Source organism: Pseudomonas sp. P108 (assembly GCF_032613195.1).
In the GTDB taxonomy this organism is placed as follows: domain Bacteria; phylum Pseudomonadota; class Gammaproteobacteria; order Pseudomonadales; family Pseudomonadaceae; genus Aquipseudomonas.
On the sequence record NZ_CP126692.1, the window covers coordinates 84,506 to 111,081 of the forward strand.

Below are 26,576 nucleotides of genomic sequence, written 5' to 3' on the forward strand. Positions count from 1 at the left end.
CCGGACACGGTTCAGCAACAGAACTTGGCCGTCTCATTCACACCTACCATCAATGGGGCCAACCTATTCGACTGGGCATCGTGCTAGCGGATGACGGTCTACATTTTTGGGTCGAAAACGAGCGCGAACTGTAGGGTAAAGCGCCCCTTGCAGGGGCGCTCAAAGAGGATCAAAGGCCGGTATCTAATTCACTTAAAGGATCAGATTGCGGTACTGGAGTATCTTGATCCTTATTCTCATGGGCCTTCGCCCCTACAGGGCTCATTGGCTGCCCACCTACTGCCTCCCCTGACCCTGATCGCGGTAAAGCCGGTGTCTCAGGATCGTGCGGTTCAGATGCTGATGGGAAGGCTGGGGCCGTTTCGGTATCGACAACACGCGGAGCCGGTACGAAAGAGTCCCAGTACAAACGCTCCATCAGTTTCGGATCAGCCTCGGCGACCTGAACGTAGCTGTTCATGAGATTCACGATGACCATCGTCCGCGACCCATAAGGTAAGCCGCAATAAAAGGCGAACATCAATGGCGATGACTCCTTATCGATCAAGATGGACACCTTCCGGCCCTTCGCATTGCCACCGTCAGGCTGCTGATCGAACAGAGCAAGGCTTGGCTTGTAACTCGGCATGATGCCTTCGCAGAGTTTGAGCAGCAATTTGTTCACAAACAGCCTGCTGTACCGCTCGTAAAAGCCTAGCAACGCATCGTGGCGACCCTCAAATAACTCTGCCTTGATTTGGACTGAATCTTTCATTGGTCAATCTTCGGCAGGATTTGGGTTTTCGCGAATCGGAAAAAGCCTCGGACAATGCTCAGCTCTGGCGTGGAAGCTTTGTAAAGCGGGCAGTTAATGTACTGCTTGAAAACTTCAATGCCGAGCACAGTGGCTCCGCCCCCAGCGAGGATTATGCCGGTCAGAAAATCAGTCGAGCCCCACACCTTCTCAATGCAACGAGGAAGAACATCCTTCGCGAACTCGTTCCTGGCCGGCAAGCTGATGGCTTTCATGTCGAGCTTTTGTCCCCGCCAAGGGATATAGCCATCGCGAATCCACTGGTCTACGGTGTGTTCGGTGGTCTGCTTGTCCAAGGTGAATTCTTTCGGTATCACCCCGGTTTTCGTCCCTTCCGGCTTTGCCTTCAATGTGGTGAAGATTGCCCTATGGATATCGGACACGCCCTTGGATTCGCCATGGCGTTGGTCAGAGACTCGGCCATTGTTGAATTGGCCAATGTCAGTTGTGCCTTGGCCAATATCTACGATGCCCCACTTGCCCTTGATAACCGTGTCGAGAGGGATGCGCTCACCCTTCTCATTCTCCAACTCGTCATCAAACCATGGGCCTGCCCACTGAGGGACTACCTTCACAGCCCTTACCTGATAACCCTCCCCCTTGGCCCATTTTCTGATGTTTTCTTCGAACGTTTTGACCTCCTGGTCATAAAATTCTGTTGGCAGTCCAGTTACGATTATTGGTGTCTTGATGTCGCATTCTTTGAGCGCCTTGAGTAGCAGGACTCGGATCATGTCGGACGAATAGAATGATGAGTCTGTGCTACGCGACTGCGCACCCGCATCCCGGCAGCTTTCACCTACAAGGAAACTCCTGCCGTCTTTGGTGGTGAACACCTCTTTCGCGACTCCCATTCCCAAGCCGCTCGTGTCTTTGTAACTTGCGACCAGGGACGCAAAGCTGCCTTTCTTGCCATTACCGGCAATGTACGAAGTCGTACCGTTGCCTAAATCAAGAGCGATCAGTGCCTGTTCGTTTGCTGTTGTCATGGTTTCCCCTTCATGGAAGTAGTGCTTGCAGCTGCGTCCTGATTTGGTTCCAGGGCTGCATAACGGCTACGAGATTTTCTTGAGCTGAGAAGATTTCCTTAATAGACCTACCGAAATAGCAGGCCTTGATCACCTCTTTGGTGATCCACTCCGACTCTTTACGAGGACGGAGCGCGTTCAATGCATTGGATACGTCCGATGGTTCAGGATCACGGCCAAGCTGGCGCTTGAGTTCCTGGGCGATACGCTTTCGTTTCAGTGATTTTTTGAAGTCAGTCATTACGTTGTAGCGTCGATGTTTCGTCGCACGGTTGATACTGGTGACAACCTTTAACGCAGGATTTGAAGGCCCGAGCAAATCGTAATCATCGAGTGTGTAGGTGCAACGGATCGACCTGTACCTCACCGCCCCCATCGTTGAATTGAACTCAAACATCGCCTCATCAAGGGCGTCGGATAGCATTTCGAATTCTGCAAAAGCATCCTCTATGAGTGGTAAGCAGCGTAATCCATAGGTGCTCAACCCCTCAAACCAACGCGGCAACACTGCCCCTCTACCAAGAGACTGAGGGAACTCAGCTCCCAGAAATTTTAGGCCGGCGATTCTATCGTTGAGCCTGTTCAATTTTTGGAATGCCACGGCGTGCTGCTTGGCATCAACGCTACCGAAGAATGGCTGTAGCGACTTCATGAGGTCTTGCTGATTGAGCTTGCAAAGATCAGTTCGCATGGCGTCACACCGCAGAGCGATACCTAAGCAACCGTATCGCTTTTCCCCTGAATGAATGTCGTAAACCAGACGGTATTTCACATCTTCTTTCAGAGTAGGGAACCCACGCATCATCGGCTCCAAGTGGACGAGCACCGATGCAGCGTGCTCATCCAGCTTTTGCAGCCAGTCCAGTAGCTGAGTTTTGGTGGTTTTGATTCGGCCTCGCGCAGCTTCAAGCTGAGCGACATATACGCCCTTCTCGTATGCGGGCGGCACAGGCTTGGGGCTCATTGGCGGTACACGTTCCTGATCGACATACCAGATTGTCGCGGGAACCAGTTCTCGATTCATCCCAACTTGATGCTTTTACTCAACGCCTCATAGGATGTGCAGACAGCACCAATATGTCTCTTTTTTGGCTTTTCCTGGCCGATTCTGTGGCGCACCGACGAATAGTGAAGATTTGCGTCGGCATAGCACTGCCATTCCCTTAAGCACCTTTCGCAAACCTTCATCCGAACAACCCTACGCATGTACGGCTCCTAGAGATTCCATAGAAACACTTCGCCACATACTTGGGCCGACACGCACCGCCGCCGAGGAGACTCCGGCAAAACCCCATGCCACCGACATAACTCTTGCGGAAACTCATAGGATTCCACATCCCACCAGTGAGCGACCGCACCTGGACTCAGGATGCATACGGATTGCGTTAGCGGGGAGTTACCAAACACAGAGTGGACGTTTGCGCTTCTACAGCAGGCGCCCTTCAATCCTCGGGATTCCTAGGCACGCTGTGGCTCTCATTGGGAATCCCTTTCTTGCTGTCTCTAAGCGCTTGCCACCAGTTGCGCACCAGTGAGCCTCAGATCGCTTGCCAGCCGCAAAGGATTTCTCAAGTCGAGGACACGATTTCCGAGTTGAAAAAATGCCATCCAGTCAGCGCCGCTTCTGCTGCTACTGACCTGGGCAAACTCCCCTTGGACGACAAGCGGAGATTCCCCCCATTGCCGAGCAATTCACCACCTCATGCGCACCCTGGCCTAGCCGGTCTGAGACTGCAATTCACAGTGCTCGGCAAAAAATGACCAGATATTCCAGATAAATCACACCAGATTAATAATTGGCTAAGGTGTTTCATTTCGCTGCCGTGTGCCTTTCTTTTTGGCTGGCGCTTGGAGACCAAATAAGCGATCTAAACCCTACCGATAAGAATATAGGCAAAGAATTAATGTATAACCTGACTGGCGCTCGGGGACTGCAATTTATGACCAGATTTCTGAGCTAAATAGCCGTCTAATGTAATTATTGAAATCACACCTGCTTTTCTCTTTGCATTCGCTCCACGAACTACCTCGAATCGCATTTCTTTAAGCACAAAAAAACCGGCACATGGCCGGCTCTTTTGTCACTGTCTGGGCTCAGAACTCAATCCCTTCACCCGCTGCTTTGCCGTTCTGGCTCTCGTACAACTCTATGAGCATCTTCACCACCTGCTCCGAGGCCTTCATACCTTTATTCCCAGCTCGCACTACAGCTAAAGCGTCGAAGCCTTCGTCACAGATGCACACCACATCCTTGAGGGTCTTTTTTGGCGTTTCGCTCCAAATGCACGAGATAGCTGGTCTCCCGTGATGGATTTCTTTGACGTAAGCGTGAAGGCGCCCTTCAACTTTTTGAGCGAACGCCTCCAGGGCTGTACTGAGGGCAGGTACGGGTTGGGTTTGTGTATTCATGTCTAACGCCTTGGGCTCATTCATCAGTCACATCTTTATAACGGCTGCGCCCCCTCACTACACACCTCCACCGCATTTTTCACAGCATGGCCACGGTTCCCTGTAAGGGGGGGTACGTGTAACTGCATCCAGTTGAGTTGCATGGAAGTCCCCAAATCCCAAGAATCAATCCCGAGCTGAACGCATTCGCGTCGGCGGGGCATAGACCCCACACACAGATTGAACAGAAGGGGGGAGCGGCTGCTGTCGTTCCAATCGACGGATGCTTGTAGGAGGCACGCCGTGGGATACCGTACAACGTGGTTGGCTGAGCTGACTGATACAGAGCTACGAAACCTTGACCCTTGGCAGATTTTAACTGCTGAGTCAGCCCGTGGATTTCTGATAATGGCAGCCAGGGACGCACTCCGTGCGTACAGGAATTTTGGCCTAGCCAAGATGGACAACGAAGAGTTGCTGCATGAGGTGTACCCCATGCTGCACGACGCGCTGCCCGGAATTCTTGACAACTGCGTCGCTGCAACAGCGCCTGAAAATCGGGATCGTTTCATCTATGGCAGCCTGCGCCGCTTGATCCGCTGCCGACTGGCTGATCAGGTTTTTGGAAGTATCGCCCCGACTGACCTTCTCTACATCGATTACGTTGATCGCAATATCGAAGAGGTGGACGACTCTCACATGCTGGTGTCGCACTCGTTGATGCACCCGTTTCTGGCCGACGTGAACGCCTACCTCGAATCCCACCCGAATTACCAACCACAGTTCCTTTCGGAGTCTCAGTTCGTTCCCGAGGAACAGGTTCAGCTTATACACCGCATGATCGAAATGTTCCGTCACCACCTAACCAGCCGTGAGGTTGATGTGCTTCGGAACCTCCTACTGAATTACCAAGATCGTTCGATGGTGGCGCTGGAGATCGGCACGACTCCCAAGCTGATTACCCGGTATCGCCAAAGCATCCAGAAAAAGATGAAGGCTGTGCTGAATGAGCTTGGGTGGTCGGCAGCTGAACTCACTGCCCTTTTGGGCAAGCAAGCACATCGCGACGATTCGGCAGCTTGAGGCGTAAATGTCAGATTTCTCCCCATCAGAATTCCTGCGTAAAGAGGTGTACCCACGACTGGATGCTGTGGAGGCCAATTTGCTCAATGGCCTCGATCCCAAGCCGAAGACAAACAGCGGCTCCTACCCGCTGACCTGTCCTGCTTGCAAGGCCAAAGAAGGGTTCTATTACCCCACCAGCGCGTTTATCAATTGCCCCCGGAAGAATGAGTGCGGCAAGACCACTAGCGTGTGGGATGCCATGCTTGCGTGCGGATATACCCAGTCCGAAATTTTTTCGATCCTCTGTGAAGCGGCAAACGTGGAACCTCCCAAAAGGAATCAGCCGAATACCCCTGCCGCAGCATCGAACAATGATGTTCGGATAGGTAAAGCGGTTTGGCTAATCACCCAGAAGCTCGCATCCGAGAACCCGTCGGCTCTCAAGCAATTCCAAGCTGATCGTGGTTACACGAACGAGCAAATGGCGGCGATGCGCCTTGGTTACTACACAACGCCGGAAGATTTGATCGCACGCTTGAAGCCCTATGGCTACACGCTCAATGATGCTGCGGAACGCGGTTATGTCGAACTGGACGATAACGGAACTGTTATCCCTGGATTAGCCGGCAGGGTAATCGGATATTGGCCCCACCCTGACGGTGATGACCGACTCTGGGGTCGTATCCCCGTCGGTGCGGGTGATCGAAAGGTTAAGAAGTATAAATTCGCGGCGAAGCTTAAAAAGGATATCCCCTACCTGTACAACCAGCGCAAGCAAGGCGTGCTGGTTTGTGTCGAAGGCACAATGGACGCTTGGGCCTTACAACTTTCGGATATTTGGGGCTGCGCTGTGGGTGGGGCGCAGATCAATACAGCGCAAGCCCTCCACTTTCAACAGCGTGGAATAAGCGAAGTTGCCCACATGGTTGATGGTGACAACGCTGGCTGGAACGGAGCACTGCTCTCCATCAAGAACTGTGAAACCCTCAACATCGTCACCAGCATCATTCCGCTCGGCGCTGGTATGGATGATGCGGATGCGCTCTTGCGTGCCGGCAAATCTGAAACGTTAAAAGCTCAAGTTGCCAAGCGCATGAACGCTGGCCGCTATCTCGCGCTAATGCTCAGAGCCCAGTATCAAGTGGCCGCACCAGACTTACAGGCAATCAACCGTATTCACGCTACCGCCGACTGCCTTACTCCAACCTCAAAGATCGTCTTTGACGAGTTGGCCGCAAGGTTTGGCATCCGGCCCGATCTACGCCTGGAGGCCGGTCGGCTCTTAGGCGAGTTGTTGCGTGCCGGGCTCAATCTGAATGAAGCCATTGGAAACGTCACACGTCGTACTGGCTACACCATCACCATCGAGAAGGAGGTTCAGCATGGCTGAATCCGCACCATCGCGTAGTGGCCCATTTCGACAGATCCTGAATCTGATCGTCATTGGGCTGCTCTGCCTGTACATCGGGAAGGTGTATGTCCGCGATCCAGACTATCGGCATGTAGAGGTCTGCTACATGCCATACAAAGTGGCTCACCTCTTTTGGGTGGACGCCTGGGGGGCAGTGGTAACCGATGACACCGCATCCCTTATGAAACACAGCCGCGACTTGTCCCGCTTCTTCCAAAGCTGCACGGACGAAGTGAGTACGTGGACGTTGCTGCGGACTCTCGGAAACTCTCAATAACACGTAAGGAAGTCGATCCATGGCTGAAGCAAGCACTCAATCCAATCAGTTCAACCCGAACCTGCCGACTCGGAATATCACCATCACTGGCGAGTCCAGCGCCCGCATGGTTCAAAACACCGTTCGTATTTCTCGGCTCGAACAGCGCTCGATTCAGATCGCGATGGCCACTCCAGCAGTCCGCGATGCAGGCCGTCGCGCTATGGATCGGCTGCAAGCCGCTCTGAGCGCTTTGGAATCGGAATTGACGCAGGTCGAGAAGGAAATCGAGGCGACTAACCGCAACAGCAGTCAACGCCGCGCCCCCCGCGCTGAACGCCCAACGCTGTCACGGAATTCTCAACCAAACGGTGATGCTGCCAGTAAAGCTACTGGTCAGCCTTCGGCGCGAAACGCGCAAGCGAAGACACGGCAACCTCAGAAGCCACAGAACAATGCCGGCAACGGCGGTAAAGGTGGTAAAGATGCACAACAGCCCCGTCAAGAGCAGACCCAGGCAGCGGTAAAACCGTCCACTGCTAGCAACAGCAAGCCACCTGTCAAAGAGGCGCCAGCGCCGCAGTCCGCCCCTACCCCGGCACCTGCTCAACACAAAACGCAAGCCCAGGCAGCCGAGCAGCAAATCCACTCGCCTGACACCAGCGCCACCCAAGCGGCCAATCCCGGCCTCCAATCCCTGTAACGAAGCGGTGAGACTATGAGATTGCACAATCTAAAGGATGCGGGAACGTTACTCCCACAGTGGGCAGTACCTTGCTTGCTCAACGTGGGATTTCTGGGCCTGTATATGCTTGCCGTTTACAGCTATGGCTCCAAACCCAGCGACGAAGTAGCCAGCGCCTGCACCGCAGCGATTTTGCTTTCTCTGGTCATCGCCACCCTCTTGCTGGTGCGTGAGATCGTGGTCGCGCAGTCTGGGGATGTAGCACGAGCGGTAGGTAAGGGGGTAGTTTCAGCACTGAATCTCAGCTGGGCTATCACCTGCCTATCCTTCCTTTGCTACATCAGCTGGGCACCGGCAGCGGAGTATGTGGCAGGGAATGTTGGCTTAGTTGCCACAGGAGTCGGCGCCTTAGCTCTGGTCGTTGCGGGTTCCTACATCGCCTTCCCATCTAAAACGCCTGATGTTCCTGACGCCACCAACAGTCAGGCCCTCACGGCTGTCGCCGGCATAAAACAGTCGGTTGCGCAAATGCCTACTTTTCAAGTGACTGTTGCCGATCTTACTCGGCTACTGGCACACCAAGCCGGTCGTGCTATCGGCTATGCGGGATCGAACGTGTTGTTCGACGACACGTTTAGCCTTGAACTGGATGTAAACAATCGTGTTGCCAAGGTGTACAGCAACACCAACCTGGTTTGGACAGCCGACTTCATGTACTGGCGTCTGCATATGCTCATGATGGGGTCGGCTGCTGAGCAGGTGCTGACTGGTTCATCTAGCCAAGCAGCTCTGGATGATCTGACCTCTTTTGATGAACTGGCAGCGAAGTACCTGATGCTCGGGCATGACAGGACTTTCAATGCTACGCCGGCCAATATTCATGAAGCCCAAATTAAGGCGTCACGAATCACCATGCTGCGCCGTAGCGTGTACGACCGCTGTCATGCAGCATGTCTCGTCAACCAGAAGGTTCTCATTGAGTTGGTTAAGCTGATGCGCACCCGTAGCGTTCTAACCTACGGCGACATTCGGGGTCATTTGGATCGAGTTGAAATGCCGGACGGTTTCCCGGTTGCACGGTTTGATGATGACGAGATTTTGAGGAAAGCGCTTCTGACTCACGATGAACATGATGAGGTAACGCTGGAAGGTACTTTTGAACAGGCCCATGTGGATCAAGAGTCATCTGATCGCACTACGAATCAAAACGCACCTCAGCCATCCCATGCATCCGTGCGCTCACGCGAGAAAGGCGATGCGGCTAACGAGGAAGATGTTGGTTTTTCAACCATCACAGCCTGAAACTCACTAGGCTAACGAGGGGCGCACCGTAACTCGGTTGCGCCCTTCTTTTTTTGACTCGTAGAGAGCGTCGTCTGCGGCCTTGTATGAAAGGTGATAGTCAGCGCCGAGCGTCACAAGTCCTGCACTGAATGCACAGCAGAAAGGATTCCCACTTTCTGGGAGAAATTGTTGATCGCTGAACTGGACGCGCAGCCTGTTGAGCACGGCCAATGCATTTTCCATATCGCACGAAGGCATAAGAAGCGCAAATTCTTCCCCCCCCATACGCCCCACAAAGTCCGTGCTTCGAACTCCGTCCTCCAACAACTTGGCTAGCCGGCAGATCACCTGATCGCCGACTGGATGCCCGTGCAAGTCATTGACAGATTTAAAATGGTCAATGTCCAGAACCGCCAGTGCGCATTGTTCACCTCGCTCTGCCATACGTCGAAGATTGGTATCGAACTGCGCTCGGTTCAGCAGGTTTGTAAGCGGATCACGACGCATTCTGTTCTCAAGAGCGACTGATCGACGGATAGTGGACTTGAGTACCTTGATGAATGGCTCTTTGTGCAAGGGTTTGCGAATGAAGCCATCTGCGCCGGCAGCTAGAGCCAGTAATTGCTTCTCGCTGTTACCTTCGGCGGAGAGGAAGATGATAGGCATGGTTGCATCCCTGTCCTGCCTGATGATTCGCGCCATCTGGTCACCTTCACAATCAGGCATGTGCAAGTCACTAATGATAAGGTCAGGCTGGAAGTCCTCGATTGCATCGAGCACTTCCATAGCACTGCGAATATGCAAAACGTCAACACCAACCTCAGCCATGTATTTGGTGGCCAAGTACGCGTCTGTCTTGCTGTCCTCGACCAGCAGCACGCGGTAACCAAGCATTGTCCTGTCACGCATCCAATCTCGGATCATGTCACGAACCCTCTTACTGTCCTCCTGTACGCTAGTAATCCTGACGTTCCCCAGGGCAGAAAGTCTGTGCCTCTCACTGAATGTAATGTGCCGATTAGTCATAACGATGATAAGCCTGTCTTCGCCCCCAGTTTCGAGCTGCCCACATAGGGTCGAGAACGATACCGGCCAGTCCAGAACTTGGTGCCCCATCAGCAGCACTGGTACTTCGGCGACACTCACCGCTCGCTGAAAGCTGGCACCTGCAAGATCAGCCTCAGCAACCTGCATTCCAAGCCCAGCTAAATACTCCGCTGTACCCGTTGCGGCGCAATCGTCGGCGCGGAGATACATCACGATTGGAGTGCAGTCTGTGACCCTGTTGTGACTATTAGGCATGGGGCAACCGTGGCAGTAGTAAAGACACTTCTATTGTCTGCCGCCTAAGAGAACATGTCCCGATTTCAGGCGTGATTCTGCTTGGTCACACCGTGTTGCCTACACCCTCGCAAAGTGTTGTTCAAGGATGGGGGATTCCGGCTTTGTTTTTTTCTGCAAAACCGTGAATCTCGCCCTCTAAAAAAGGCATGACACTCCGCCTCGGTCGCCAGAATCGGAGACGACAAACTCCACTTCCTGGCTCGCGGTGCGAGGCGTCGATTCCCAGATTTGGAAGCGCGAGCCGGGCTCCTACGCACGGATTTCAGAACCGGCTTCCCAAGCACAACTTTGACAATCTTCTCAGCTCCAGCGGTTCGGAACCGGCACCGACTCGGATGCCGTTTTCGAGGAATCTGCCAGATGATTGCAGGGATCGGTGCAGGAGGCGTTTCAGTGCCGCATGGGGCACCCCATCTTGCAGGCGCTGCACGAAAACAGAACATGGGAGACGAGTCTCGTCATGGTCTGGCTTCCCAATTTGGGGTGCGACGATTTTTTATGGGCAGCCTTTGAATCTATGGAGACGGCGATACCCGCCCGACATAATTACCGGTCTCGCTTAACGCACCACCTACGGCCTACACGCCGGCAGAATGAAAGTAAGTGCCTGACGGTTTTCGGAACCCTATATCTGCCCAGTGCGTCACGTACCGCGCCCTAGGGCGTCCCCCTACATCTGAGGTAAACCCTTATGCATCGCTCCCATGCGGTTTGCAGGCATACGCCACTACCGCGTCTAAATCCACTCGATATGCCCTACGCGTGCATGTCTAAATCTGGACAGATAGACCGTGTTGTTGATCGCGATGGGCGCACGCTGCCGGCCAGTTGGACTGGCTTATGCGTGACAGCTGCATCCACACAGGAATACTGGTTGATCGCGGTGCGTGATGGCGTTCGCCATGCATCACCGGTAGGTCGCTTTCGGACTGTCGCAGACGCCATGGCCAGCATTTCTGCCTAGGGCTCTGCCCTCCCCTTTTAACTCCTATCCTGCAATGCGATTTCCGAGTCTCAGGCCTGAGCAATTCGATCTGACCACGGCGAAGCACCAAATCCCGGAATGGGAACTTGCAATGCGGGCTTATGCTGGTCGATACGGAGCTACAGCAGTGGTACTGCGACAGGGCATACGAGAGGTGCTTGCCCAGCTGGCTGCACTGCAACAAGGGAAGAAACCACAGGAGAGGTTATTTCAGCCTGCCTCCCAGATAAGTAGGAGTGGCCGCGCCTGTCGCGGCCGATTCACAGTGAGCTTAGACAGCGCTGGCGACAGGCTCGCTTTCGCTTACTGAACGGATGATCGACGACAGCCGAGCGTTGAACCCTTCCTGCATGGCCTCGAAATCATTCATGCCCAGGCCGGGGAACGCTTCCATGAGCTTGTCCGCGAGCTTCCGATCACCCGTGTCGATTTCCATGAATCGAGCCATACCATAATCATCACCCAGAAAGCTCAGTGCCATCGCTGTCCCAGTGAAATTACAGCTACCGAACCACATGGCCTGACCGTTGCTCGCGCTCTCGTACTGCTCGGTAACAAGGGCCTTGAACATCCCAGTACCGTAGGCATGCATCAACTGCTCACCCAGGTCTGAGGTGATGAATCCCAAAGGGAATTCTGGGGTTCGAGAAAGCCCTTTGGCGAACTCCCATCCGACGAGCAAATGCAGATGACGCATAACGGAGCACTTTTCCGGTTCATCAGCTGCGAATCTGAGCATTGCATACTGGCCGACCATTGCTTGGGTGAGGTCGTCGCTCATCATTGCAGCGAGCCCAGGCTTCCCACGCATCAATGTGTAGTGTGCCGCGATGGCAAACTGGCGCACCATCACACCATAGGGGTCGAAGGACATTCGTGGCGCCGCGATGACGTGCTTACGGGTTCCGTTGCTATAGACGACCCCGTGGCTCGTTGCAGGCATGACAGTCTCATCAATCGTGTAGACCTTCACCTCATTCAGGATCACGTTGAACAGGCTCATTACATACGAGCGAGCTTCCTCAATCACTTGCCCTGTGATCCACGAGGTGGTGAGTTTGTAAGTGCTTAGGCTCTGCCCTAGCGACTGCCGGTTGTCATTGTTCAGCAGCAACGCGTTGATGTACCCAGGGATGATCTGGTGTGCCTTGAGCGATTCCATGCTCCCTGCATGCTCGGCAAGTACCTTACCGCGCTCGGTGGTGAACCCTTGAATATTCCCCTGATTCGCTTCCAGCCATTGGAAGCGGTCGAGTTCGTAGAGGCTCAGGTCGGAAAAGCAGGCCGATTCGTTCATAAAACCCTCACTAGCCGTCATCCCCGTGCTTGGGATTCGGTATCAACGCCATACGCAATAGGCACATGCGGTGCCCTCATATCCTGATAGTGGGTTTGCAAAGGGCACTGAATCGGAAGTCCTCATTGATAGCCGGCAAAAAAATAGCCCGGCTCGATTCCATTTTTGGGGTGTGAGCAATTGAAGCCACGATGCAGCGTGCCTCGATGACACGACCTGCAAACACCTACCCTGATCGCATCAACTTCAACAACCAAGGCCAAGACCATGACGCCAAATGAAATCACTGCTATCGCTGAGAGGCCTACAACTCGCTCGTTCTATTTTGGCAGCCAGGAGTTGGCTGACTGGAACAACGAGCATTGCTTCCGTGGCGTGTGCCACCAACCGTCCGGCTGGTATGTGGTCATCCACCACACTCCGGGCATGCAGACATTCCGGGTGCTCTCCATGTGGTCGTATGGCCAGCGATGCCCGCTTTCGCACGACGTGCCCTTGCAGACTGCGCTGGCAAGCTGAACGAGGGCTCCGGGCGCTGCGCCTGCCTCACGGCAGCAGCAGCCCAAGAGCGTTACTACCGCCTCTTACAGACCCTTCTGGTTTGGTCGCGCTTCCACGCTTTGAGCCAAAACATGAGGCTGTGCAATATGCAGCGCACTCATGACTCACAAAATCGCATCAGGCGCGCACTCATGCGTCAATTCTGAGCATCAAATCTGTTCCGGCGCATCAATGACAAGGCTATGCACCAACCCCGCAGAGCCAACCGCGATGGTCTGTTCACGGTGCCCCTGATGGCGACCCATGGCAGGCGAGCATAATTACGGCGGCGGGAGCATCCTCGGGCAAAGAGTTGTATCGTGCCACCAGTCCCAGACTAGCCAGCAGTCATGCCCAGGTATCGCCATCACGGCAGCGCCAGGGCCGCGACACCCATCTTGGCCGCTGGCCTTGAGGCCAAGAACTTTAAGCCGCTGATGGCGGTATGTACTGACAGAAAGGAAGTGAAATGAAGAAGGCAACCCTACTGGCCGCAGCAGTGCTGGCCGTCTCTATGCTGACCGGCTGCGCTAACGGTCGTAGCCCTCTGGATTACGAGACCGGCACTTACGTTGCCCCTGAAAAGGTGCAGGCACTGAAAGATTCCAAGGCGACCCAGAGCCAGGTTGTGAGCGCCATTGGCTATCCCAGCTCGAAAAGCGAAGTCGCGGGTAAAGAAATCTGGCAGTACCAGTACAACCTGATTACCGCGATCCCCTTTGTTGGCAAAAACAAGGCTGAATCCGCTGTGTTCGAATGGAACAAGGCCGGCAAGCTACTCGATGCGTACAAGACCAACGGCGGTGGCGGTAACTCCAGCAATCCCCTGCTGAACGCGGCTGGCATGTAATCACATCGGGGGGCGTCATCTTCGCCCCCTAACCGGCGCTCCGCTACAGCGCCCGCCCTAAAACGCCAGCTATGACAGCGCGTGGTCAAAGAGCGCACCCCTCGGTTCCCAACGTTAGATGCGACCTGCGAGTAAGTGATGCGGGTTGAGTGGCAGTGATCAGCAGCTCGTTCATAGAATCAGGCTTCGCTCACACCTGGACGAAACCTTATGGCCAGCACGCAGCCTTTTGAGGCATTCAAGGACGAAGCACCAGCCTTTCAGTTCATGCTCAAGAGCCCTTGGCACGCAGTTGTTCTGGGGCGCATCGCAGCTGCTATGGAGAAGTACAAGCAAGCCTTCGACGCCGCCAAGAACGACGGGAACACCGCTATGCAGAAGGAGATAGAGGTGACGACCCGTTTCCTAAAGTACGAAGCATCCGACCGGGTGAACATCAAGTTCGAGTACCTTGTGGTCGAGTCCTTCGAAAGGTTGCGTGGAGAGAGCGCTGTGGACGGGTTGCTTGACTACCAACGCAGGGTTATCAAAGCCCAGCAGATCGTCGAGTGGGCGACGGTGCCTTACAGTCAGCCACTGGAACATGAATTCGCCCTTGCAGGTCTGTTACAGACCACCAGCTGGGGCATTGAGACTGGTAGAGCGAATATTAGTCAACAGACACGACTCAGGTCTGCCCGCCACCACCTGTTCGAACTAACCCGCCAAATGAACCGGGCGTATAGCCAGGGTGAGCGCCAGCAAGGTTGGCGGCTCCGGCAGCGCTGCCATGACGCTCGCAAGCTAATTGGGCCGCTTGCCACCATGGAGTGCAAAAGCAAAGCCTTAACCTCAATCAGAGCACTGCATGGTGAGGCAGAAAGCGAGAGGGTTCTTAGGTGGGTGAAAGCCCATACCCGGCTTCCAGAGTACGAGGCAATGCGTAACGCCATTCAAGCATACCGCTGTGAACCCGGCTCTATCAGCCAAGAGCGTCCAGAGTTAACAGCCAAGGCAGGATGACTGGCAAACCAACCATGGACAATTCCGCCAGCAGCGCACTTGCGTCAAAAATGAAACTGGCTATTCGGCAAGCCCCAGTATTGTGGATTAACCAATGCGCCCAGAAGTGACTATCAGCGCCAGCCACCCACAACTCGGTACGCTCTACTGGCGCCATAGCAAGCGAACTGACCGATACCATGAGGCAGACTTCATAGGCTTTACGACCAATCCTGGGTTAGCGCTGCGGCTGCCCGGTGACTGGGGCGCGGACTCAACTCTGGCACGGCTCCACAGTGATCATCTAAGGGAAGTATTCAACCCCCGGCGCAAGGGCTCAGAATGTTGGAACGCTGGAGCCCAAGCTACCGAATCCCATGTTGGGTATCACGGGACACTCCGGTCACTTCAGGAGCGCAGCGGGCAAACCCCAGATGAGTTTCGTAATTGGATGCTTCTCGCCGAATGGAAAAGCAGCCAAGCCCCCGAGCCCGCACTCATCCCGAACGTATTGATGAGCACGACTCACCCAACCCTTGGACGACTGTACTGGATGATGACCGGGATATTGGAGAATGGCGACGCGGACTATTTCGGGCTGACGAAGAAAGCGGGCGAGGCCCTGCGACTTCCCCGTGGCTGGCGCACCGACCAGTATCTAGATGATCTGCATGGGCGGCACATCGAGCAGATGCTTGATCCCGACAACACAGGTAGCGACTACTTTCAGGATGGCCCCTATGAAGGGGATGCGTTTGTCTTATGCGAATTTGATGGCCGGATGGGGAAGTTGCAAGAGCACAGTGGCCAGGACGTGCAAGCGTTTGTAGATTGGTTGCGAGCGGCTGCGTGGGTGGAGACCACAGCGCTTACACTTGTCTCCGACCCCCAATAATCTGACTTGAAGATTTTTCCGCATTTAGCCGGCGTTAAGCATCGGCAGCGCAGGATGCTGCACCTTCATTGTGAGGATTCGGTCAGGCAGGCTGGCCACGAAGGCGTTCATGTGCTTCAAGGGTGATGGGGAGTTGATAATGTCGAGGATGACTTTCACGTATTGCGGTTTCATCTTCCCGAGCATCCGGTAACCAGTTTCCATCACTGCCTTATCCGTACCGTGGATGGATGCAGCCAATGCCATGACCGTGATCACGGTAAGCAGACAGTACGGCTTTTGTGAGTTCGAATGGTGCATGACAGCATGGAGCATTTCGTATTGGGTTCCTGGAGGCGGGAGTGACGGCGCAAGCACATAGCGCCCATGGGTGGTGATTTTAACGCCTCCCCCCCGCACTTTCCCCCGAAGTGGATGCAGATAGTCCAACTCGGTGATCGGCGGCACACCTCGCTGCCGGCATTCGGTTTTGAGCGTGCCCGGTTCTCAATACCAATGTTGAAGGGCGAGAATCTGGCCTGCCGAGAAAGCACCCGAAGGTGGCACAGGCCTGTTCGGGCCTATCATGGGCGACCAACAAATCTCAGAGGTAGTGGTGATGACCGACGACCGTGGTAACTGCATCGACTGTGGGACGGAGCTTTGCATCCTGGACGACGATCCCAATGGGGATCGGAACGCCACCTGCGCTCAATGTCGCGCCCAGGACGAACATGATTTCGACGTGGAGCCGCATGCCGTGTTCAGCCGGGCCGGTGAGCGGATCGACGACGCGCCGGCAGCCCGGAGCATGCCACAGCATCTGAGCAAGATACTTGCCGGCATCCCTCAGCAACCGCAACGCCAAGATTCCAACCGCAATCAGTTGGCTGACCTACACACCTTCGCCAACCGCTTGGGGCTGTACGACGCTGCTGATGCCATCAAAGGGATGACCCAGCGGTGATCGAGGTTTCTCAGAATGGCGCAGGTGAGGTTCAAGTGATGAATTCAATGCCGCTTTCACAACGCAAACCCCAGTTCGGCCAACCCTGTAATGGGTGCGGTTACTGCTGCACCGTCGAACCCTGCGATCTAGCCAGCGAATATCTGGACTGCCACACCGGGCCATGTGTCGCCCTGGAGTCCACAGATGGCAAGTCAGGATGTGGGTTGGTTCGTAATCCGCTTGGCTACCTCTACCGGAAGGCTCACCCGAGCAGCGATGGAGCGATCCTGCACGACGCAAGGCTGATCGAGCTTGGCAGCGAACTCTCGGCACAGATCGCCTCAGCGCTCGGCGTGGGGCGTGGCTGTGATTCGGCTGATGATAAAGAATCGGCATCTTGGCCTCGAATTATCACTCGCACCGGAAATGAGTAACCGGAACCAGTTCGAGTGAACGCCAATCAGGGTGTGAGTAGACTGGGCTTTCAATCAGAGGATGCCACCTTGAATACCTTTCAGCTCTGCAATCTCACTATCTGCCTCATCATAGGAGGACTCTGCATACTAGCCTTCGGTAACGCAGCTGTAGCCGCCAACCCCTTCAAAGGAGACTTCACGTTGCAGGCCTACTGCCTGCCGGGCCTCTTGGGATTCTTCGTCTCATCACTATTCGTCAGGCACATAATGGCTGCTGTTGCGGATCTACTTTCAGGTAACACAACCCAAAAAGACTAAATTCCCATAGCTGTGCATTTGCAAGGGGTTTACGCAGCATATCCGAGCACTCCGTCGTCTCCGGCTTTTGAAATGATCTGATATTTCCCCGCCTCGTTCTGAACTCCCAGAGTTGGTGTTGAGCATTTGTCCTCAGCGCCAGCGTGCAAAAATGACACGCCCTTCTCCCTCTTAAGCTACCCCTCTCAAAGCCACCCCCCTCAAGTTAAGGGATAGATCATGTTCAGAGTTTTAATCGAGCGCGACGGGCAGACGTACTATCAGAAGGACGTTGCCACTGAGGCCTATGCAGTTTACGAGGCTCGCGAGCTGGCCGGCGTGGGCAATGGCGTCATGGTCGCGCCCGGCGCCGATCTTGCCCGTTACGAAACCCCTACCGGCGTAATTCGCGCCGTCACCCGCTGATTTGCGAGACAGTCATGAACAAGCGCCGCCAACCGTCTCCACAAGAAGCGAAAGTCATCTATGCCGAGCGCGAGGCCCGTGTCGATGCACTGGCCAGCAGTGGAAGCATCACATCTGCCGACCTGAAAACGCTGGATCGCATCGGGCGCTGCAAGGTCGCCAATGACCACTGGAGCATCTGTGACGAGCAAGCTCGCAATGCACTCGCCAATGACCCTCATCACTTTGTGCGCAGCTGCGCCGCCCTCGCCGGCTGAGCCTTCGGAGACACCTCAATGAGCACCAGGATTCAAAATGGCTACATTGCTCAAATGGCTAAGCAGCTTGAGGCCGGCATCATCAACAGCGGCAACCCGTTTGTTGAAGACTACCTCGACAGCATGGATTGCAGCGTTGCGGCTGAAATCGCCAACCTGCGCCAGTTGCAGGCTGTGGTAGCAAAGGCCCCAGACGTTGAGCCTCACATGTCGTTCGACGTGCTCAAGAAGTGGCTGTATGGCTGGAAGGCAGCCGATAAGTGTCTTGCCTGCATGGGGCTAAAGAACTCAGCTGCGTGGGCCGACGGTTATTACAAAGCCGGGCGGGCTTGATTCTTGGACGAGCGCCAGCTTTCACACTGGCGCTTCGAGTAATGAGTCACCCACCCAGCCGCACCTTCCCAGCGAAGACACGTTCTCGCCCCAACGCCCAACCTCGATCCCTGCCATGGGAATCGGGCATCTTCACGCCGAAACGATGACACAGCGCATTCCCCCTCATGATCACCACATCGAAACCAACGTGGAGAATGAGCGATGCCAACCCCCGAGCCGAAGTTTGTGCAACATCTAGGACGGAGCTACCTTGTGGTTGCTCAGTTCCCAAACACTGAGTCCGGGATTAAGGAATCAAACCAGTACATGACGCGGCATCCGAAAGCTGGGGTGCTGTTGGTTGAGGGGGATCAGGTATTGCTGTCGCATAGCGACGACAAGGGTACTGGCGCTGGGCCTACCAACATGACGGCCAAGGCTAAGCGAGCAGTGTCAAACTATGGCGCGGGCGTCTGCCTGGACGCCTACCGCCAAACCTTCTGTGGTGACGGCGCTCGTACCATCGCCCTGAGCTACGACCTCACAACACGGCAAGCTGATGCCGCCATTGATGCCGGACGTGAGTTGGCTGGAGGCACTGCATTCGCATGATTCAGCAACCGTTCAACGCTTCGTCGTGCGAAACGCGACAATTGGCGCTACACTGGCGTCATATGTCGCACATGGAGGATAACCCCATGCTTACCGCAGAAGCCCGTACCAACAAAGCCCCAGCCGCCCGCAGGCCTACCGAGTACCTGCTGCGCATCGACATGGGCCAACTCAGCCCGGTGATGCTCTACCAGCTCACCAACAAAGGCTTTGCCCTGAAAGACGTACAGGACATGCTTTCGCTCTCTGAGTTGTTTGCTACCAACAAAATCATGAGCCGCATCGTTGGAAAGTCGATCAGGACGCTCCAGCGCCAAGGCGCCAAGCAGCCGGCCCAACTCAATTCCCAACAGAGCGCCGTAGCATTCCAGTATGCCAAGGTGCTTGAGCATGCCATCAACGTGTTTGGCTCTCAAAAGCTGGCAGAGGAATGGCTGGGTCGCCCCTGCAAGTATTTGGATGGCACCGTACCCCTAGACGTGATCGACAACCCTGTCGGGTTTCAGGCCGTCGAGGATTACCTTGAGCGCATCCGATATGGCGTATACCAATGAACCCTTTGCCATGGTCAGGTTCTTGGCACGCTTGGCGCCTCGACCGCGAGGAATTCAAAGACACATGGGATAGCGGCATCGGTGCGCACAAGATAGGTGGCCGGTGGAACCCTGCTGGGCGTAACGTCGTTTACGCATCTGCTGACCCATCGACCGCCATCCTCGAAGTAGCAGTGCATTCTGGCTTTGATGCCCTGGACACCGTGCCGCACGTCCTGACCTGTTTCGAAGTTCTCGATCCGTCGTTGATTCACGTTGTGCAGCCAGAGGACGTACCGAACCCGGTGTGGCTGTCGAGCGCCAGCGCGTCACCGAACCAACAGAAGTTTGCTGACGCCTTGCTGGCGCAGCATCCCTTTGTGCTGATCCCTTCCGCAGTCACCCGCCATTCATGGAACTTGCTGGTCAGCTGTGACCTTGCAGAAGGCCATTACCGGCTAATCGCGCAAGAGCGCTTCGGTCTGGACACCCGTCTAGTTAAACCCTGACCCGCAACGCCGCAGCGGCGGATGTGGGTTTCAGGGATCAATGACAATCTCCTAGGGGCGGCAGGCGGTTCCACGCAGCTGCCCCCACTCCGCGTCGGGATTATTCCAACACAACGGATCTAGACCTCGCTGTTCCGTGTCAGCTCACCCCTGAGCAGCCTGAGAGCACGCTACGCCCCTCCCCGTCTGGTCAATGCATCACTACCACCGCGCCTGCGACCCGAACCTGTGAACTGGGGATTTTTTGGGATGAGCGCCTGTGTACCGATGACACAACAATCGGGCGTGGATAGTGGGCGTATCGAATGCGCTGGGCACCGCCCGGCGAGCCCTACCGGAGCCTCATCATGCAATGCACTATCTATTACAGCTACGTCGCCCAGGTCATCCCCCCACGCTGCCGTAAGCCTCGCGCACAGCGTTTCGATGACGGCGTTGCAGTCATGTCGATCCGTGAGGTGACCAGCGAGCAGGCACCGGTAGCGATTCTCGGCGCTGAAATGGACTTTGTGTCCGGCAACTACATGGAGGCAGTCTCCTACCGCTGGTTCGATGGGCGCCTATGGGCCGACGTGCCAGTACATGGCTGCTCACACCGCCGCGCAGTGCGCTACCCGGTAATGCCCACTGAGCTGAACCTGATCACCGACAGCGCCATGCTCTCGAACACCCATTTTGGGATCTACGTCGGCGCACACGAGGGCAAGGATGGCATCGCAGCTCACCTACAGGCATGTTCCACCGACTGGCTCATCATTGACGGTCAACTGCACCGCACTGCCGGCGAGCCAATGTATGTCGCTATGACTTTCGGGCTGAGCCACAACCACGGTGGCAGCTCGCTGTTGGCCGATGACCACCTGAACCCGAACATCAAACCCGAGGCGTACTTTTCACTACTGGAAAAAGAACAGGCCGACGCCTACACGCTGGCTATCGCACAAAATCGTGGCGACACCGTGAAGGTAAGCACCGATCCTGGCTTCCAATTCGAGGTTTTGATTGCTGAGGCAATCCGCTGGAAAAATCCTGCTGCGTGCGCTGAGTCGAGCGAGGCAGCGTGATGGTGACAAACACGATCACGACAACGACTGTCGCTGCCATCAGCGCCGATGCGATCCGGGAGTGGATTGCTCAACATCTTGCACCCCTTTGTCCAGACGGAGCGCATATCTCCGCCATAAACCGACCTTGGCACTGCAAGGGAGAATCGGCCTACTTTGCGGCGGTCGAGGTAGATTCACCTATCACGGTCGCTCAGCTGCGCCGCCTTGAGGTCACAGAGCACACCCGAGCACACTACCTGCACTTCTACGTCGATGACGTTCTGGCAGCAGCGGTAGGTTGCGGCTCGCTGGATGGCACAGTGTTTCACGTCCATTACCGTTGGTGAGCCGTCAAGATCACCAATCCTAAGCGGGCTTGACGCAATGGGGGCCGGTTCTACAGGTACACTTGTCGAACCGGCCTCAGCACAGGCCACTGTCTAAATACACAAACCCAAAATGGGAACCGAGACTGAGCATGGCTTACTCCCTCACCCCTGAGCAGATCGCGTCCATCACGAAGCCGGAAGTGGCTTTCTCCACTGAAAGACTGTTGCCGGCATGGGCTGACATTCCTGATGAATTCAAGAACGGAAACATTTACACCGAACTGGCTTCCGCCATTTTCTACGGCACCAAACTGCCGCCCGGCACCATTGAGTTCAATGAAGGCTTCACGCCCGAGGCGCTGAACAATTGCGTCCGTGCTCACCTCCAGTCCTTTGGGCCGAAGCACGAACACAAAATAGCTGGCGTGGGCTTCATGATAGCTAGTGCCTGCACGCTGGTGCCTAGCGACTCAGAGGTAAGCAAGTAGTGAGCGCCTACACCCTTTCCCCGAATGCCCAGCGTCGTGCCTGAGCGTCACAGAGCACACTACCTGCACTTCTACGTCGATGACGTTCTGGCCGCAGCGGTAGGCTGCGGCTCGCTGGATGGCACAGAGTTTCACGTCCATTACCGTTGGTGAAGAGAGCGGCACTTCCCAACGCAGCCCTTGGGGTAGCAGAGCTTCTAAAACCCCAGGATAGGGAGCAGAGAATGCTGCTAGGCATTTGTGTCTCGCAGTTGGGGAATTGATCAGTTGTCCTGAGTCTTTTGAATTCCAGCACACGCAATAATCATGGGGTTAAAAATCGCTATATCTTCCGGCTTGGCTCTGCTTTTGTCGGCCTCTGCGTAGCCTTGTTCAAAGCCACTGCACGAGGCCTTAGCGAATTCTCTGACTCGCGCACGCCACTGCTCATCAGTCAGATCAGGCCCACCCTTAGAGTCAGCAAGTTTCATGCTGCTGAAAAAGGCTTTCGACATGAGGGCTATCTCTGACCTCAGTCTTTCCTGATCAAGCCGGTCTTGTTCGGTTTTCAGTGCAACGATGGCTAAGTGGTTGCTCCAGGTGACCGCCAGTGAAACTGTAGCCACACAAATTGATATCGCTATCGATGCTGCGAAAAGTCCTCTTTTCTGTCCTGAGTTCACGACTGCGCCTTTGCATTTCGGTTTGAGTATGCCGTAGCAGCATTTGCAATGCCCACGGCGTCATGGCTGGAATTCTGACCTTAGTCGGACTCTCACAAGCAAGTATAACGAAGCAAGGTTGCAGGTAACCCTGTCTTGCGGGGGCATAACAATGCCGCGTGTACGGCAATCCCAACCATGGCTGGGCATGCCTACTTCTTCCTCGCCCTGACAACCTAGTTTGGGTTCTCAGCATTCCCGTGTGACGGCCCTACAGCGCGGTGACACACGCTCCATGGCCTGACAATAGGCACATCACTGGAGCAAGGAACACACCGATGGCAATGGTTGAAGTACAAGTAGGCAGCCTGATCGATGCTGCGCTGGACTGGGTGATGGCCACCATCGAAGAGCTGCCCATCCGTCACGATCCCATGGCGTTCGGTCGCACTGCGAACGGCGGCTACTGGATATGGCATGACGAACTGCATGGCATGAAGTGCAAGATTGGCCCTGGATCTACTGGCCCGCGAGCTACGCTCACTTACAGCCCCTCCACCAACTGGAGCCAACTCGGCCCTCTGATCCTGAAATATCCCATTGTCTTGGGGAATCATGAATCTGGTCTAGGCGACGGCAAATTCTGGGGGAGCGCGCATTGCGGACGAAGCGATACGACCCACCAGACAAGTCACGGCGTTATGGTTGCCGCTTGCCGCGCAATCATTGCGTTCGTTCGCGGGCCAGTGGTCAGCGTGCCAGCTGAGTTGATCTGCTCAAGCCGCTCCGCCGAAGTTGCCATTGCTGGGGGCATCGCAGATGAGTGACTTCCCAACCTTGCAGGTCGGTGAGGTGGAGCTGCGCAAAACTGGCGATGGCTGGCAGTACCTGAGTGAGGGCGTTCAAGGTGAGCCAGACCGCTGGTGTGATGCTACCAGCATGCTGGGGCCATTCAGTCACTCCGGGGTAGCCGCGCTGCTCGATGAGTTATTAGTGGCCCGCGATGCAGCGGCAACATCGACGAAGCGCGTCTGCCAGACATGCCGCTGGTGGGATTCAAGCGGTAATTGCGACTTCATCGACACGATCCAGGGTGAGGCCGTGGCCAGCACCACCGGTTGCCAGATCATTGCTCACGTCCATGACGACTACGGTCTGCAAACCGCTTTAAAGACCGGGCCGAACTACAGTTGCCCCAGTTTCACGCCGCAGACACCCAGGGCAGCGCCAGCGCCTTCCAACGTCTAAGACTTCCTCCGATTGCGAGCACCCTCCGCAATCGGAGCTGCGCTTGCAGTTCTCGATTCCCATTACAGGGCTTGGGCGCGACGTGACTGCATTCCCGTCACAAGCGCTGGGAAAGAAGGCCGTCGCTGAAACGGTGCCGCTCGGAAGAGACCGCTGTTCCCGGTTGGCTGCTCTCACAGTAAGCAGCCGCACAATCCATCCAGACGCTCACCACTTCCTTCCTCACCCACTCGCCCAGTTCACGCACACGGCATAAATGTTCAGGGTTGGGATGATCCTCAAACCCTAGATCGATAGCTTGTACCCATGCCGCGGTCATTCCCGTTTCCCATGTCTGGGAGTCAGGTCGCCCAGAACCCTTTTCGGGGTCGGAGCCTACTCTCGGACTTAGGGTGTTGCTCACTTCCATGTATGGGGTTTGAGCAGTTGTTTGGGATTTGCACCCTTGGCGGTGACACAGCCTTTTCACCCTGATGATGGCTACATCGAAATCAAGCCACGGACTCACCGACATGGGCATGCAACAGACCATCGCACTCTTGGACGTTACCGAGACTGTCACCTTTGAGAACGCCGCCCCGGCGCCCATCCTGGAACTATCCATGATGGAGAAGGTTGCCATCGCGGTGCAGGCCATCAAAGCGCAGGTACTGGCTGGCCGTCACCTGTCCGTGGCCTGGAGCGGTGGGAAGGACTCATCTGTAACACTGTCCATAGCGCTGATTGCTATGCGTGAGCTGATCGCCGAGGGCGTGAGTGTTCCGACCTTGAATATCTGTCACTCAGACACCCTCATGGAAAATCCGGTGGTCACGGCTTACAACAAGCTGATGATCAAGCGCATGAATGAATATGCGGAGGTCAGCGGTATTCCAATGCGAGTCTGGCTGGCTTCGCCGGGGCTGAGCATGGACTACCTCGTCTCGGTGATTGGTGGTCGTACCATCATGAGCGTGGGTAACAACACCAAATGCCAGCAAATGACCAAGGCCTACCCACTGGACAAACTCAAGCGACAGGTGCGCAAGCACATTGCGGCAGAGACCGGCGTAAAGGCCAAGGCCGTTCAGATCGTGTCGCTGATCGGCACCCGCTTCGACGAATCGGCGACTCGCGGTCGTGCAATGGCTAACCGTGGTGAGAGTGCCGTAGACGCGGTGGACGTGATGGAAGACGGTCAGTTGGTACTCAGCCCTATCGCCAATTTCTCGCAGTTCGACGTGTTCGAGTTCATCGGCTACGTGCGTTCGGAAAAGATCGAGACCTACGACAACTTCAACCAGTTGGTCGAGTTGTACCGCGACCTCAACGGCGGGGACTGCATGGTCAATGCCTACATCGCCGGTAAAGAGCAGAGCAAGGCTCCGTGCAATGCGAGGACAGGTTGCTGGACGTGCGCCCGCGTATCCCGCGACACCTCGGCTGAATCGCTCATCGCTGCTGAGAGCGGCGAGTATGCGTGGATGAAGCCACTGAATGACCTGCGCTCGTTTATGATCAAGATGCACTTCAACCCATCGGCGCGGGCTTGGCTGGCGCGTGACGTGGGCGAAGATGGTTGGATTACAGTTACCCCTAATGCCTACGGCCCGGAGTACACCCGGCAGCTGCTGGGGATCGTCCTCAGCATCCAGGCTGACGAGCAGATCGAGGCCCGCCGTCTCGGCATCGCACCGCGCTTCAAACTGTTGAGTCTCAAACAGATCATGGCTATCGAATTGAATTGGGGGCGGTATGGCTATCAGCCCGCGTGGACTGCGATGAAGCTCTATCGCTCGGTTTACAGCGAAGGCAAGCGCTTCCGAATCCCAGACTTGGATTCGATACCCGATTACACCGAAAAGGACGTGGCTTTCCGTGGTCGAGTTCCATTCACCGACGCACAGTTCAACGGCACATTCAGCGGTCTGCGTGACGTTGACGCTGCTGCGGCAGATTGCGAAGACCTGATCGTCAATCGCGATGGCCAGTACCTAACGAACGTCCAGGTGGGCAACGAGTACGACATTGACGACGAGGGCCTTGCCCTGTTCATGGAGTTCGAGTTCGACCGCGTGCTGGACAGCCAGCGGCTGAACGACACTCCGAACGCTGCCATCCACTATTTGCTTGGGTTGGGCACGGTGCAGTTGTTCAAGGGGTCGCACAGCGACTGGGATCGCATGCTTCGAGTCAGCACCCAACTGACACGCCACGGGTTGCAGCCGATCCTCAACGATCCACATGCCATCATCGCGCACCTGAACACCAAGCTTGCAGGTATTCACGGCGAGCAAGCCGATGCTTTGGCCATCGCGGTGTCCGCACCAGCGGGGGAAATCCAAGGTTCGCTCTTTGGATTCGAGGATGCCGGCGACGATCAAGCGCCAGCCGCCGAAACAAAAGCAGGTAAGGTTCATGAGCAGAATCAGGCTGGCACCGACTACGAGGCAAGCTACAAGGCAGTGATCACGCACATGTGTCTGGTGCATGGCAAAGAGTTTGATGCCCCATCCCTTTCCCAGATGCTCGCCCGTTCGTGCGAGTTGCTGGCTCAGCAGCCACTGACCTCGCACACGTTCGAAAGCTTCATGGCGGTTTGGGCCGCTGGATGCGCCGGCCATATCGATGATGACGGCCCCGACATTACCGCATACGAGCCAGCCGTTCTGGTGGCGTATGGCGTACTGCTGGGCAGCGGCCTGATCCTCAAACCCAACATTTGAAACTGGCGAGCGCCAGCACCAAAC

At 55.5% G+C, this 26,576-nt stretch carries 29 protein-coding genes; 21 read left to right on the forward strand and 8 right to left on the reverse strand.

The window, feature by feature from the left end; translation table 11 throughout:
• Nucleotides 1–169: 169 nt before the first annotated feature.
• The 4 genes from QOM10_RS29965 to QOM10_RS29980 form a co-directional block, all read right to left on the reverse strand.
• Nucleotides 170–754, reverse strand: a complete 585-nt coding sequence (locus QOM10_RS29965; RefSeq protein WP_057451339.1) for a hypothetical protein — start codon at nucleotides 752–754, stop codon at nucleotides 170–172.
• Complete coding sequence (locus tag QOM10_RS29970; RefSeq protein ID WP_057451338.1) at nucleotides 751–1,782, reverse strand: ParM/StbA family protein; 1,032 nt, start codon at nucleotides 1,780–1,782, stop codon at nucleotides 751–753. Before QOM10_RS29970 ends, QOM10_RS29965 begins: the two co-directional genes overlap by 4 nt.
• Nucleotides 1,783–1,792: 10 nt before the next feature.
• Nucleotides 1,793–2,845 (reverse strand): hypothetical protein, encoded by a 1,053-nt coding sequence (locus QOM10_RS29975; RefSeq protein WP_133125550.1) that lies wholly within the window; start codon nucleotides 2,843–2,845, stop codon nucleotides 1,793–1,795.
• Between the two features lie 1,070 nt (nucleotides 2,846–3,915).
• Nucleotides 3,916–4,230 carry a hypothetical protein gene (locus tag QOM10_RS29980; RefSeq protein ID WP_156395684.1) on the reverse strand — a complete coding sequence of 105 codons (315 nt, stop codon included), beginning with the start codon at nucleotides 4,228–4,230 and terminating at the stop codon, nucleotides 3,916–3,918.
• Nucleotides 4,231–4,668: 438 nt separating this feature from the next.
• Here QOM10_RS29980 and QOM10_RS29985 point away from each other — a divergent pair, with 438 nt between their 5' ends.
• Genes QOM10_RS29985 through QOM10_RS30005 form a run of 5 tightly spaced genes read left to right on the forward strand, consistent with a single transcriptional unit; the run spans nucleotide 4,669 to nucleotide 8,928 of the window.
• Nucleotides 4,669–5,292, forward strand: a complete 624-nt coding sequence (locus QOM10_RS29985; RefSeq protein ID WP_101165679.1) for a hypothetical protein — start codon at nucleotides 4,669–4,671, stop codon at nucleotides 5,290–5,292.
• 7 nt (nucleotides 5,293–5,299) lie between these two features.
• Nucleotides 5,300–6,664 (forward strand): hypothetical protein, encoded by a 1,365-nt coding sequence (locus QOM10_RS29990; protein ID WP_057451334.1) that lies wholly within the window; start codon nucleotides 5,300–5,302, stop codon nucleotides 6,662–6,664.
• Nucleotides 6,657–6,962, forward strand: a complete 306-nt coding sequence (locus QOM10_RS29995; RefSeq protein WP_057451333.1) for a hypothetical protein — start codon at nucleotides 6,657–6,659, stop codon at nucleotides 6,960–6,962. Before QOM10_RS29990 ends, QOM10_RS29995 begins: the two co-directional genes overlap by 8 nt.
• Before the next feature lie 19 nt (nucleotides 6,963–6,981).
• On the forward strand, nucleotides 6,982–7,644 hold the full coding sequence (locus QOM10_RS30000; protein WP_316918504.1) for a hypothetical protein: 663 nt from the start codon (nucleotides 6,982–6,984) through the stop codon (nucleotides 7,642–7,644).
• Nucleotides 7,645–7,659: 15 nt separating this feature from the next.
• Nucleotides 7,660–8,928, forward strand: a complete 1,269-nt coding sequence (locus QOM10_RS30005; RefSeq protein WP_316918505.1) for a hypothetical protein — start codon at nucleotides 7,660–7,662, stop codon at nucleotides 8,926–8,928.
• A 6-nt stretch (nucleotides 8,929–8,934) separates the two neighbouring features.
• On the opposite strand, the gene QOM10_RS30010 is transcribed toward QOM10_RS30005, so the two are convergent.
• Together QOM10_RS30010 and QOM10_RS30015 are read right to left on the reverse strand one after the other, a co-directional pair.
• Entirely contained in the window at nucleotides 8,935–10,212 is a 1,278-nt protein-coding gene (locus QOM10_RS30010; protein ID WP_316918506.1) for a sensor domain-containing diguanylate cyclase, read from the reverse strand.
• A gap of 1,298 nt (nucleotides 10,213–11,510) precedes the next feature.
• Nucleotides 11,511–12,536, reverse strand: a complete 1,026-nt coding sequence (locus tag QOM10_RS30015) for a hypothetical protein (protein ID WP_316918507.1) — start codon at nucleotides 12,534–12,536, stop codon at nucleotides 11,511–11,513.
• 1,009 nt (nucleotides 12,537–13,545) lie between these two features.
• Between QOM10_RS30015 and QOM10_RS30020 the strand changes: the two genes are divergently transcribed.
• The 3 genes from QOM10_RS30020 (at nucleotide 13,546) to QOM10_RS30030 (ending at nucleotide 15,802) form a co-directional block, all read left to right on the forward strand.
• Nucleotides 13,546–13,926 carry a hypothetical protein gene (locus tag QOM10_RS30020; RefSeq protein ID WP_057451328.1) on the forward strand — a complete coding sequence of 127 codons (381 nt, stop codon included), beginning with the start codon at nucleotides 13,546–13,548 and terminating at the stop codon, nucleotides 13,924–13,926.
• A gap of 210 nt (nucleotides 13,927–14,136) precedes the next feature.
• The gene (locus QOM10_RS30025; RefSeq protein ID WP_101165671.1) at nucleotides 14,137–14,928 is read left to right on the forward strand and encodes a hypothetical protein; all 792 of its coding nucleotides are present in this window, start codon (nucleotides 14,137–14,139) and stop codon (nucleotides 14,926–14,928) included.
• Between the two features lie 430 nt (nucleotides 14,929–15,358).
• A complete protein-coding gene (locus QOM10_RS30030; protein WP_316918508.1) occupies nucleotides 15,359–15,802 on the forward strand; it encodes a hypothetical protein in 444 nt (147 codons plus the stop codon).
• A gap of 24 nt (nucleotides 15,803–15,826) precedes the next feature.
• Here QOM10_RS30030 and QOM10_RS30035 read toward each other — a convergent pair whose 3' ends face one another.
• Nucleotides 15,827–16,249, reverse strand: a complete 423-nt coding sequence (locus tag QOM10_RS30035) for a hypothetical protein (RefSeq protein WP_133125548.1) — start codon at nucleotides 16,247–16,249, stop codon at nucleotides 15,827–15,829.
• A 151-nt stretch (nucleotides 16,250–16,400) separates the two neighbouring features.
• On the opposite strand from QOM10_RS30035, the gene QOM10_RS30040 reads away from it, so the two are divergent.
• The 10 genes from QOM10_RS30040 to QOM10_RS30085 all read left to right on the forward strand — a co-directional run bounded on the left by QOM10_RS30040 (nucleotide 16,401) and on the right by QOM10_RS30085 (nucleotide 21,958).
• Nucleotides 16,401–16,748: a hypothetical protein gene (locus QOM10_RS30040; protein ID WP_316918509.1), complete on the forward strand. Its 348-nt coding sequence runs from the start codon at nucleotides 16,401–16,403 to the stop codon at nucleotides 16,746–16,748.
• The gene (locus QOM10_RS30045) at nucleotides 16,745–17,164 is read left to right on the forward strand and encodes a hypothetical protein (protein WP_133125547.1); all 420 of its coding nucleotides are present in this window, start codon (nucleotides 16,745–16,747) and stop codon (nucleotides 17,162–17,164) included. The genes QOM10_RS30040 and QOM10_RS30045 overlap by 4 nt, the downstream gene beginning before the upstream one ends.
• A 519-nt stretch (nucleotides 17,165–17,683) precedes the next feature.
• Nucleotides 17,684–17,869 carry a hypothetical protein gene (locus QOM10_RS30050; protein ID WP_101165663.1) on the forward strand — a complete coding sequence of 62 codons (186 nt, stop codon included), beginning with the start codon at nucleotides 17,684–17,686 and terminating at the stop codon, nucleotides 17,867–17,869.
• A gap of 14 nt (nucleotides 17,870–17,883) precedes the next feature.
• Nucleotides 17,884–18,126, forward strand: coding sequence for a hypothetical protein (locus QOM10_RS30055; RefSeq protein WP_101165661.1), 243 nt, complete (start codon nucleotides 17,884–17,886; stop codon nucleotides 18,124–18,126).
• Between the two features lie 18 nt (nucleotides 18,127–18,144).
• Nucleotides 18,145–18,459, forward strand: a complete 315-nt coding sequence (locus QOM10_RS30060; RefSeq protein WP_316918510.1) for a hypothetical protein — start codon at nucleotides 18,145–18,147, stop codon at nucleotides 18,457–18,459.
• A 255-nt stretch (nucleotides 18,460–18,714) separates the two neighbouring features.
• Nucleotides 18,715–19,053: a hypothetical protein gene (locus QOM10_RS30065; protein WP_316918511.1), complete on the forward strand. Its 339-nt coding sequence runs from the start codon at nucleotides 18,715–18,717 to the stop codon at nucleotides 19,051–19,053.
• Nucleotides 19,054–19,139: 86 nt separating this feature from the next.
• On the forward strand, nucleotides 19,140–19,607 hold the full coding sequence (locus QOM10_RS30070) for an antitoxin Xre/MbcA/ParS toxin-binding domain-containing protein (RefSeq protein WP_057451320.1): 468 nt from the start codon (nucleotides 19,140–19,142) through the stop codon (nucleotides 19,605–19,607).
• Entirely contained in the window at nucleotides 19,604–20,095 is a 492-nt protein-coding gene (locus QOM10_RS30075; RefSeq protein ID WP_057451319.1) for an RES family NAD+ phosphorylase, read from the forward strand. The genes QOM10_RS30070 and QOM10_RS30075 overlap by 4 nt, the downstream gene beginning before the upstream one ends.
• A 443-nt stretch (nucleotides 20,096–20,538) precedes the next feature.
• Nucleotides 20,539–21,159, forward strand: a complete 621-nt coding sequence (locus tag QOM10_RS30080) for a hypothetical protein (RefSeq protein WP_316918512.1) — start codon at nucleotides 20,539–20,541, stop codon at nucleotides 21,157–21,159.
• Between the two features lie 460 nt (nucleotides 21,160–21,619).
• The gene (locus QOM10_RS30085) at nucleotides 21,620–21,958 is read left to right on the forward strand and encodes a hypothetical protein (RefSeq protein ID WP_316918513.1); all 339 of its coding nucleotides are present in this window, start codon (nucleotides 21,620–21,622) and stop codon (nucleotides 21,956–21,958) included.
• Between the two features lie 263 nt (nucleotides 21,959–22,221).
• Here the strand turns inward: QOM10_RS30085 and QOM10_RS30090 are convergent, their stop codons facing one another.
• Nucleotides 22,222–22,620 (reverse strand): hypothetical protein, encoded by a 399-nt coding sequence (locus QOM10_RS30090; protein ID WP_316918514.1) that lies wholly within the window; start codon nucleotides 22,618–22,620, stop codon nucleotides 22,222–22,224.
• A gap of 317 nt (nucleotides 22,621–22,937) precedes the next feature.
• On the opposite strand from QOM10_RS30090, the gene QOM10_RS30095 reads away from it, so the two are divergent.
• From QOM10_RS30095 to QOM10_RS30105, 3 genes are all read left to right on the forward strand, one after another.
• The gene (locus tag QOM10_RS30095; protein ID WP_316918515.1) at nucleotides 22,938–23,426 is read left to right on the forward strand and encodes a phage protein NinX family protein; all 489 of its coding nucleotides are present in this window, start codon (nucleotides 22,938–22,940) and stop codon (nucleotides 23,424–23,426) included.
• Nucleotides 23,419–23,847 carry a hypothetical protein gene (locus QOM10_RS30100; RefSeq protein WP_316918516.1) on the forward strand — a complete coding sequence of 143 codons (429 nt, stop codon included), beginning with the start codon at nucleotides 23,419–23,421 and terminating at the stop codon, nucleotides 23,845–23,847. Before QOM10_RS30095 ends, QOM10_RS30100 begins: the two co-directional genes overlap by 8 nt.
• Nucleotides 23,848–24,359: 512 nt before the next feature.
• Nucleotides 24,360–26,552: a phosphoadenosine phosphosulfate reductase family protein gene (locus QOM10_RS30105; RefSeq protein WP_316918517.1), complete on the forward strand. Its 2,193-nt coding sequence runs from the start codon at nucleotides 24,360–24,362 to the stop codon at nucleotides 26,550–26,552.
• Nucleotides 26,553–26,576: the final 24 nt, after the last annotated feature.